Source organism: Pelosinus baikalensis (assembly GCF_020819555.1).
GTDB classification, from domain to species: Bacteria; Bacillota; Negativicutes; order DSM-13327; family DSM-13327; genus Pelosinus; species Pelosinus baikalensis.
In genome coordinates this window covers 1-7,757 of record NZ_JAJHJB010000081.1, presented here as the reverse complement: position 1 = coordinate 7,757, position 7,757 = coordinate 1, and the positions used below count along the sequence as shown (strand labels likewise).

The 7,757-nt window shown below is 37.1% G+C and carries 11 protein-coding genes; 2 read left to right on the top strand and 9 right to left on the bottom strand.

The features are described from left to right. The 5 genes from LMF89_RS24710 to LMF89_RS24690 form a co-directional block, all read right to left on the bottom strand. Positions 1–317: ParB/Srx family N-terminal domain-containing protein (locus tag LMF89_RS24710; protein WP_229537471.1), on the bottom strand; the 317-nt coding region annotated here is incomplete at its 3' end. Between the two features lie 13 nt (positions 318–330). Beyond that, positions 331–483: a hypothetical protein gene (locus tag LMF89_RS24705; RefSeq protein WP_229537470.1), complete on the bottom strand. Its 153-nt coding sequence runs from the start codon at positions 481–483 to the stop codon at positions 331–333. A gap of 453 nt (positions 484–936) precedes the next feature. Continuing rightward, positions 937–1,311 carry a hypothetical protein gene (locus tag LMF89_RS24700; protein WP_229537469.1) on the bottom strand — a complete coding sequence of 125 codons (375 nt, stop codon included), beginning with the start codon at positions 1,309–1,311 and terminating at the stop codon, positions 937–939. Positions 1,312–1,444: 133 nt separating this feature from the next. After that, positions 1,445–2,017, bottom strand: a complete 573-nt coding sequence (locus LMF89_RS24695) for an RNA polymerase sigma factor sigma-70 region 4 domain-containing protein (RefSeq protein WP_229537468.1) — start codon at positions 2,015–2,017, stop codon at positions 1,445–1,447. Between the two features lie 218 nt (positions 2,018–2,235). Beyond that, positions 2,236–2,718 (bottom strand): ASCH domain-containing protein, encoded by a 483-nt coding sequence (locus LMF89_RS24690; protein WP_229537467.1) that lies wholly within the window; start codon positions 2,716–2,718, stop codon positions 2,236–2,238. A gap of 89 nt (positions 2,719–2,807) precedes the next feature. Here LMF89_RS24690 and LMF89_RS24685 point away from each other — a divergent pair, with 89 nt between their 5' ends. Together LMF89_RS24685 and LMF89_RS24680 are read left to right on the top strand one after the other, a co-directional pair. Further along, positions 2,808–3,266, top strand: a complete 459-nt coding sequence (locus LMF89_RS24685; RefSeq protein ID WP_229537466.1) for a CBO0543 family protein — start codon at positions 2,808–2,810, stop codon at positions 3,264–3,266. A gap of 165 nt (positions 3,267–3,431) precedes the next feature. Then, positions 3,432–3,623 (top strand): hypothetical protein, encoded by a 192-nt coding sequence (locus LMF89_RS24680; protein WP_007957465.1) that lies wholly within the window; start codon positions 3,432–3,434, stop codon positions 3,621–3,623. A gap of 124 nt (positions 3,624–3,747) precedes the next feature. Here the strand turns inward: LMF89_RS24680 and LMF89_RS24675 are convergent, their stop codons facing one another. The 4 genes from LMF89_RS24675 to LMF89_RS24660 all read right to left on the bottom strand — a co-directional run bounded on the left by LMF89_RS24675 (position 3,748) and on the right by LMF89_RS24660 (position 6,643). Then, the gene (locus LMF89_RS24675) at positions 3,748–4,218 is read right to left on the bottom strand and encodes a hypothetical protein (RefSeq protein WP_229537465.1); all 471 of its coding nucleotides are present in this window, start codon (positions 4,216–4,218) and stop codon (positions 3,748–3,750) included. A gap of 68 nt (positions 4,219–4,286) precedes the next feature. After that, positions 4,287–4,529, bottom strand: coding sequence for a dsDNA nuclease domain-containing protein (locus LMF89_RS24670; RefSeq protein WP_229537464.1), 243 nt, complete (start codon positions 4,527–4,529; stop codon positions 4,287–4,289). Positions 4,530–5,954: 1,425 nt separating this feature from the next. Continuing rightward, positions 5,955–6,410, bottom strand: a complete 456-nt coding sequence (locus LMF89_RS24665; protein ID WP_229537463.1) for a hypothetical protein — start codon at positions 6,408–6,410, stop codon at positions 5,955–5,957. A gap of 5 nt (positions 6,411–6,415) precedes the next feature. Then, on the bottom strand, positions 6,416–6,643 hold the full coding sequence (locus tag LMF89_RS24660) for a hypothetical protein (RefSeq protein WP_229537462.1): 228 nt from the start codon (positions 6,641–6,643) through the stop codon (positions 6,416–6,418). Positions 6,644–7,757: the final 1,114 nt, after the last annotated feature.

Genomic DNA, 7,757 nt, shown 5'->3' with positions numbered 1-7,757 from the left:
GCAATTCGGTTATCAGCAATCAGATCGGCCCATTCTTCGGCCTCTGTTGCATAATCTTGCCGATCGACAGGTATTTGTCCCACGCCTAAAAATTGAGCCGCCAGAAGCCGTCCATGGCCGCGTACGACAAAACCAGAGCGAGTGGACACCGTTATTGGTGCACGCCAGCCCTGGCTCTTTATGATCTTAGCTAATAATTCAATTTGTTTTTGCGGATGTTGGTTTGGATTACGTGGGTTTGGAATCAGTGTTGTTATGTCGGCCAAATCATTATAAGCGCAATGCACTGGCACGCCAGATACAGTAAATTCACTCATACATTCTCCCTTTTTATTTACTCTTTTTAATATCTACTTGGTATTCACTTCCATCAGAAAGCTTCACAATAAAACCACCGTCTTTAGTTATAATATCAGCATTATTTATACTATCGAAGATGCCATACATCATATGCCCCATTAAATCTTTAACTCTTCTATCCATCTGCTTTATCCCCTTTTCGTTTTAGCGTTGTTGTATTAATCACTTACTACGCCTTTAAAGTCAAGGGTTTTTAGCAATGTATACTTGTTCTCTTTGGTCTCAAATCTTAAAACAGTCCTATCTTTACATTTAGCCTGTATCAAGTGAGTTGTATCGCGCGTGCATTCATGGCCTTGATTGTATGCACAGTCTGTATAGCATTTCACAGTATCACCTCAATTTTTGCATAAAAAAAGCCTGCAATGCAGGCTCTCATCCAATATTTATTTTTCATGATACTCACCTCTCTATTTAACTATCATACAATATATTAATTGGCGATAAAGGAGGAATACTTATGGGTTTTGGTTTTGGAGGCGGTCGTAATGGCTTCGGTGGTTCCGGCTGCATTATTATTATAATTATCATCTTATTATTTTTCTGCTTCGATAATAACGATTGTTCCTCTGATTGTTAATTTTTTAAACTAACCCGCCAAACCGTATACTCTTGCAACCACGTTTCCACCAAAACGTGGTTATTTTTTTTGCATAAGAAAAGCGCCCTAAAAGGACGCTTGACAACGATAATATCAACAGCAGTCATGATTACATTGATGACACTTACAGTCATGATGAAAATCGTGATCACACCAAGGACACTTATGACAATCTTTGTGACATTTGTTATGACATTTAGGACACTCACATTCATCATGCCAATCACAGTCATGATGAAAGTCATGATCACACTTAGGGCATTTATGCCAATCTTTCTCACACTCATGATGACATTTTGGACATTGGTGATGTATCTCAATGTGGCACTTACAATCATGATCGGATTCAAAGCTATTCATTTTTCCACCTCTTTTTCACATTATTCTATATATAATATGTAAATTTAGTGAAATGGCTCCAAATATTTGATCAAAAAAAGAACTGCCTACATTTGTAAGCGATTTGGAGTTCGTTATATTTACTTACACTACTATCCTATCATAAAAACCAGCCCCATGTGCGTCCATTTTGCGTCCACTTTGTTTTTGGAAGCAAATAGTGACATATTTTATAACTTTATAATGAATAGACCTTATACGTTTTTCAGTACAATGAAACATGTCTGCTATGCTACGATTTGACCTACGCCATGAATATTTCATTTCTAAAATACGCTTTTCCTCTTCAGTCAATCGGTTAAAAGCTATGTCAAATGGTGCCATCCATTCTCGTATTTCATGAATTCGGTATCTAATGCTAATTAATCTCTTATATTTATCTGGCAGAAGCTGCTGTGCTTTCTGTGTGGTAATCTCCAACCTTTCTATCATAGAAGCTAAGGGATCACTGCACCCACTACCGCCTCCTGGTGAATAACCATATTTGGCTGTCATTTTTGGGGTGTCCATCATACATTTTATGGTTTCTTCCATCTCACGGATATCACCTAGTAGAATGACCTCAATACCTCGCAGTTGCTCTAATCTAGACTGCTTATGATAATATTTTACAAGTATTTTTCCTATTAACGTTTCCCATGGTTTTATTCTTTTCACTTGCATGTTCCCACCCCACTCATAAAATATAAAATGCCGACACTCCTAGTAATCCCTGGCAGTGTCGGCTTCCGTTCGTCGGTCAGCCAATTATTCTTTTTTCTCCGGACGAATACTCTCGACTCGGGTGTTCACCGTTTTGTATGATAAAATCTACATTCCCAAACTTGAGGGAATCTAGCTGGTGCTGCACTTTCTTTATCTGAGCTATGATTTCTTTAGTTAAGGTCATTAGGTCCCTCCCACTCCCATAGTCGCTGTTTCCCCTTTGCTGGCACTGGATCAATCTGTCGGACGTTAGCGAGCATCCAGGCATAACGACCATATGTAAAATCGCCAAAGTCAAACTCATGCCCCTCAATCTTCATGCCATTTTCTAGAGCAGCATACTCTGTCCTTTCACCAATTATTTTTAGTGATACTCTGCCAGAGACTTTTATGCAGTCGACTAAATCTGCAACTGCAATCACAGAGCCTAAAGGCAAGTCAGCAAACTTACTAAATCCACCTTTCCAGCATAGCGCTTTATGGATTGACTCTGGCAGTTGCCTATTTTGCTCTTTGACGATATCCGGCCATTGCTTCCCTGCATGAATTGCCAATGGTCCCCGGTACTTCGTTGCCCATGATCTTGTCTCTATATGCTTTGCACCGCAGGCGACTAGACTCGCCCACGGCTGTAATATAGTTATTGCTTTCATGTTATCCCGCCCTTCATTTATCTATTTAGCATAATTAAAAGACTTGATCCTAATAATATCTAATGACATTCCTTTTAAGGAGCAATCATATGGACTTTTTTTATACCCGTTTTTTAATATCATGGGCTTGTTGGCTACTTTTTGCAGATAGATCACGCTGGAAAGAAATGGTCCCTGTTTGTGTTTTTGCATCGGCGTTAGGTTTGATTACAGATCAAATTGTCGAATCGTATATACCTTATTGGGAGTATTACGGAAGTGAGCCAGAAATATTAAGGGAATTCATGGACGATTTTGATGTCTATGTTGTTGTTACCTATCTCTTTATCCAATGGCTTCCTAAAAAGCAGTCATACTTTAATATGTTTTATTATTGGTTTGCTTGGACTGCCTTGGCGATTGGTATAGAATATATCCATGTGAAAACGGGACACATGGCTCATTATAACGGATGGACGTTTTGGCACTCATATACAGCTGATTGGATATTATTTGCGTTATTTTACCTGTACCATAAAATTTTTCAATTAGAAAAGTTATCGAAATAATCTATCCCGCCCTCCCCAATATAACCTCTCTCCTACCATCCAAACTGGTTACACCGCACTTTTAATAAGCAGTTCTAAATAACAGATTAATCACCTTTATTTACCATAGATCATATTATGTATAGAAGGGGTCTTCATTGGTAATCTAGGAGGTGATCAATAAAAATGGACTATCGCAATTGGGAAGATCCTCAAATTGAAGATTGGGAAAACAGATCAGAAGGTGAGCGCCAAGCACTTTTCGGCTTAGGTTTAGCCCTAGGTTTAGGCTTAGGCTTCGGATTTACCTGTTCTCCTCGTCGCCATTGTTACCCAAGACGATATTGTTGGCCTAGACAAGGCTGTTGGCCGAGATAACTTTTTAGATACTATTCACAAAAAAGCTTTCGAGCTTTTCTTTTTGTGGAATAATATCACTCCCAACGATTAACAACAATCTCTAACCCAACCCACACTTCACTCTCACCAATCACATCATAATTCAGCTCCCTAATTCCCTCGCAAAACTCCGCAACAGGATGTCTTCTTTTATTTCTCCAAGTACTGATAAGATTTGAGAAGGATTGCTAAAATGCAGGTATACTTCTTTAATAATCTGAGTAGTTATAGATTCAGTGGATTGAGCGCGAACTAATTGATTTATTTCATCCAAGTTCAGAGATCCCCGCTCACAACGAAGAAACTGCATTTTTGATTTCAAACTATCTAGTAATTGTGGAATATTAATTGCTAATCGCTGTTTCTCGATCCATTTCCATAAGGTTGCTAAAAGAACGTCATCCACCGTACGTTCAGGGATCATTCGAAATTCGCTTTTGATAAAGAGGTCTCCAAGCCCATCCATATTATACTTGATTAACTCGTTTTGAAAATCTTGAATGATAAATTTTTTCCAACTTTCATCTAAATCTGAAGAGATAGCATATCTGAATTGATCACGTTTCTTAATCAACTGATCCAGGTCTTCCTAAAGTGAGAAGCAACTATCATAATAGTGTGCTTATTAACTGGATATGTTTGTTACAACAATTGCTTAATGAAAGGAATTGTTAAAGTCTGTTTTTTTACCTGCGAAGTTACAGTCTGATGGCGATGATGGATAGCAAAGTCATTAATCGTTTCCATACTGATACTAAGAACTTCTTCATCTCGATTTAGGCTTTCGAATAAACAAATGAGTCCGCAAAGATCTTGATAGGCAAACCCTGCAGAACTGTGGGCACCTCCAGTTAATTTTGGCCCAAAATAACATGGTACATCCAACTAGTTATCCTCCTTTATGTATTTCGTAGAAGTGTAAAACCGAAACCTTACGAAACATTATGACATATGGACGCTCCTATTTAAGCTAAGAAGCAAACCTCATATTCGCTTATCATAAATGGTATACAAATCCAAAAGCTCTCATTATTATTTACTAGTAAAAACCAATTTCACCTGCTAATCTCTGAGAAAATGCCCATATTTTGCAACAATATGTAAAAATATGAGTACAAAAAAGTCACAGTACTACTCCTCTAATGGATAGTCTGTGGCTTCCTTTTAATCAGTGATTGCTTATACTTGAACGAGTAGAAAAACCGTTACTTGAGTCATAATATATATTCTATACCCATTAAGACTTTTTCCATTACATGGTACCAATACATGTAAATCAAAGTCACATCCTTACATTATTTTGAGCATAGCTAGGAAGCCTATGAACAAAATACCGAACACTATCACATTTTGATTTATGAAGCAATTTTGCTCCCCAGGGATATCAACCTACTGGATTATAGACATGGTAAAGTACATATGGACTTTACCATGTCTATTATGGTTAGATGATCCACTATAAGGAAAAATCTTGCATAGAAAGATTATCTATGAGGTTTTTATCTCCATATATCCACAAATTAATGTTTAGTATTGTAGTTCTGCTCATCGCCATATCCTCATTATCAAATAAATCAAAATGAAATAACTGTATTTCATTTTTAAAGAAAATATCTCGTTCTGATTTATTTAATTTTACTTGAGAAATAAAAAACTGCCTGTATTCTTCGTATATGACACGTACTGTTTTCCATGTTTGTTCTTTTCGAATGTCTACTTTTTGGCGAGTATCCTATACTTTTCAATACGATCGTAGAGTCTATATGAAAATTCTTTATTAAATAACTCAATAAGTTTTGAATCATTATTTTTATTATATAATTGCAAGTTTAAATGCCCTAGGCCTTCCCACTAAATACGTAATTGAAGGTCAAGAGTTTTTTTTTACGTTTGCCATTTGGTACTTTATGACCTATCTTGGTTGTAAGCGCAGTCTGTATAGCATTTCACTGTATCATCTCATTTTTCATATAAAGAAAGGCCCGCAATGCAGGCTTTTACTAAGGTTTATTATAAATTCAAAAAATATTCTTTTCTAAAGGTATTCCAAAGGTAATTTCTACGTAAAATTAGCAACAGCTATCAATCTATATTTCATCCGGCGAACGTTTATCTTTACATGATACTCACCTTTTCTGTTTAGCTATCATACAATATATTAATTGACGATAAAGGAGGAATACTTATGGGTTTAGGTTTTGGAGGCGGTCGCAATGGCTTCGGCGGTTCCGGCTGCATTATTATTATAATTATTATCTTGTTACTTTTCTGCTTCGATAATAACGATTGTTCCTCTGGTTGTTAATTTTTCTAAACTAATCCGCCAAACCGTTTCTTCTTGCAAACCACGTTTCCACCAAGACGTGGTTTCTTTTTGTGCATAAAGAAAAGCGCCCTAAAAGGACGCCTAACAACAATAATATCAACAGCAGTCATGATTACATTGATGACACTTACAGTCATGATGGAAATCATGATCACACCATGGGCACTTATGACAATCTTTGTGACATTTAGGACACTCGCATTCATCATGCAAGTCATGATCACACTTAGGGCATTTATGCCAATCTTTCTCACTCTCATTATGACATTTTGGACGCAATGATCTTGCAGTAAGCTGTAGTTATCCAGCAATAACTTCGTATTCCTCAGCCGTTTATCATGACGTGATTTCTTTTCCTTCAGCCTCTGCTGTGCAAGGTAATTCATAGCCGCGCTTACGGCCGCTTCAGCTGCTAGCTTAATAATTTGTTCCTTATCCATATCCTCTACCCCCACAAATATAAAATGCCGACACTCCTAGCAATACCAGGTAGTGTCGTCTTCCTTTCGTCGGTCAGCCAATTATTCTTTTTTCTCCAGACGAATACTCTGCCTATATCGACTCGGGTGACTTCACCGTTTTGTATGATAAAATCTACGTTCTCAAACTTGAGGCAATCTAGCTGGTCTTTCGCCTTTTTAATCTGTTGTATAAGATCATTACTTAGTGTCATTGATTCCCTCCCACTCCCATAATCGCCGTTTTCCCGTTGCTGGTACTGGATCAATATACCAGCAGATCTTAATAATTCAATTCCTCTTGCGACTTCTTATATAATATCTAGACTGTCATATGCAAAGTGAAGTCTTTTTTCATGCCTCATAGCTGCCAGCAGTTCTGCGTTTTGCTTGGATGGCATTATTTCATAAAGTTATAAATGATGATTTACTGTATGGACTCGTGTATTACTACCATCGCCAGTTTCTATTTTTTACGATCTTCTATCATTCAAGTATCAGAAGTTCATGAACAAACTATATCAGCTTGACCGATTATTTTAGCTCTCCTTTAGAGGGCTATTTTTCTATACCCTCTCCAAATCTAATAATAATTGATAATGGATTTATCACCCTTATTTACCATATGACATATTATGTATAGGGCTTAGCTTCTATGTGAATTAGGAGGTGATACCACGATTTCGATCGTAATTGGGAAGATCGACCAGGTATTCCCTTAAGAATGAGAGAAAGCAATAATTATAAAAATTGGAGGTATCTAAATGGAAGAGCAACCTATATATCTAATTTTAGGAGGTATATTGTTTGTCGTAGCAGTATATGCTTATATAAAATATGACTTTTTCAAAGTGAAAGAGTAATTATTATTTTAATATTTTTTACCCCGCCATTTACCAGATTGATTACACATCCCATAGGTGGACTATATGTAAATTGTATGGCACCTCTTACGTGACGCTCACAAATGTTTGGCTGTTCTTTTTAGAGCAGCCATTTTAATTTGCCCTTATTCAATCCCCCTCCCTCACTCTCTCATGTATATAACCCCTACTTATGGGGCATACTATTGTTAGCGACCTAGTCGCATAATCTCTCCATATTTCTCTCTTGGCTCTCCGTTGGAGGGCGTTTTTTTATACTTACGCCGCCCCAAATTTCTATTTTCCTTCACATATTTTAAAAGCAATCATATTATGTAATAAACCTCCTTTTCTATATAGGTCTATCTTCTAAGTCTGGCTGCTCTTTTAGAGCGGCCATTCCTATTTACGCATTTAATCACTATATGGCAATTTAGGCTTATGCCTGTAATCCCTTAGAGGATCG

Coding starts and splice junctions, on each gene's coding strand:
- LMF89_RS24705 (WP_229537470.1), bottom strand. CDS start 483: ATGGATAGAAGAGTTAAAGATTTAATGGGGCATATGATGTATGGCATC.
- LMF89_RS24690 (WP_229537467.1), bottom strand. CDS start 2,718: ATGAAAGCAATAACTATATTACAGCCGTGGGCGAGTCTAGTCGCCTGC.
- LMF89_RS24685 (WP_229537466.1), top strand. CDS start 2,808: ATGGACTTTTTTTATACCCGTTTTTTAATATCATGGGCTTGTTGGCTA.
- LMF89_RS24680 (WP_007957465.1), top strand. CDS start 3,432: ATGGACTATCGCAATTGGGAAGATCCTCAAATTGAAGATTGGGAAAAC.
- LMF89_RS24665 (WP_229537463.1), bottom strand. CDS start 6,410: ATGGATAAGGAACAAATTATTAAGCTAGCAGCTGAAGCGGCCGTAAGC.
- LMF89_RS24660 (WP_229537462.1), bottom strand. CDS start 6,643: ATGACACTAAGTAATGATCTTATACAACAGATTAAAAAGGCGAAAGAC.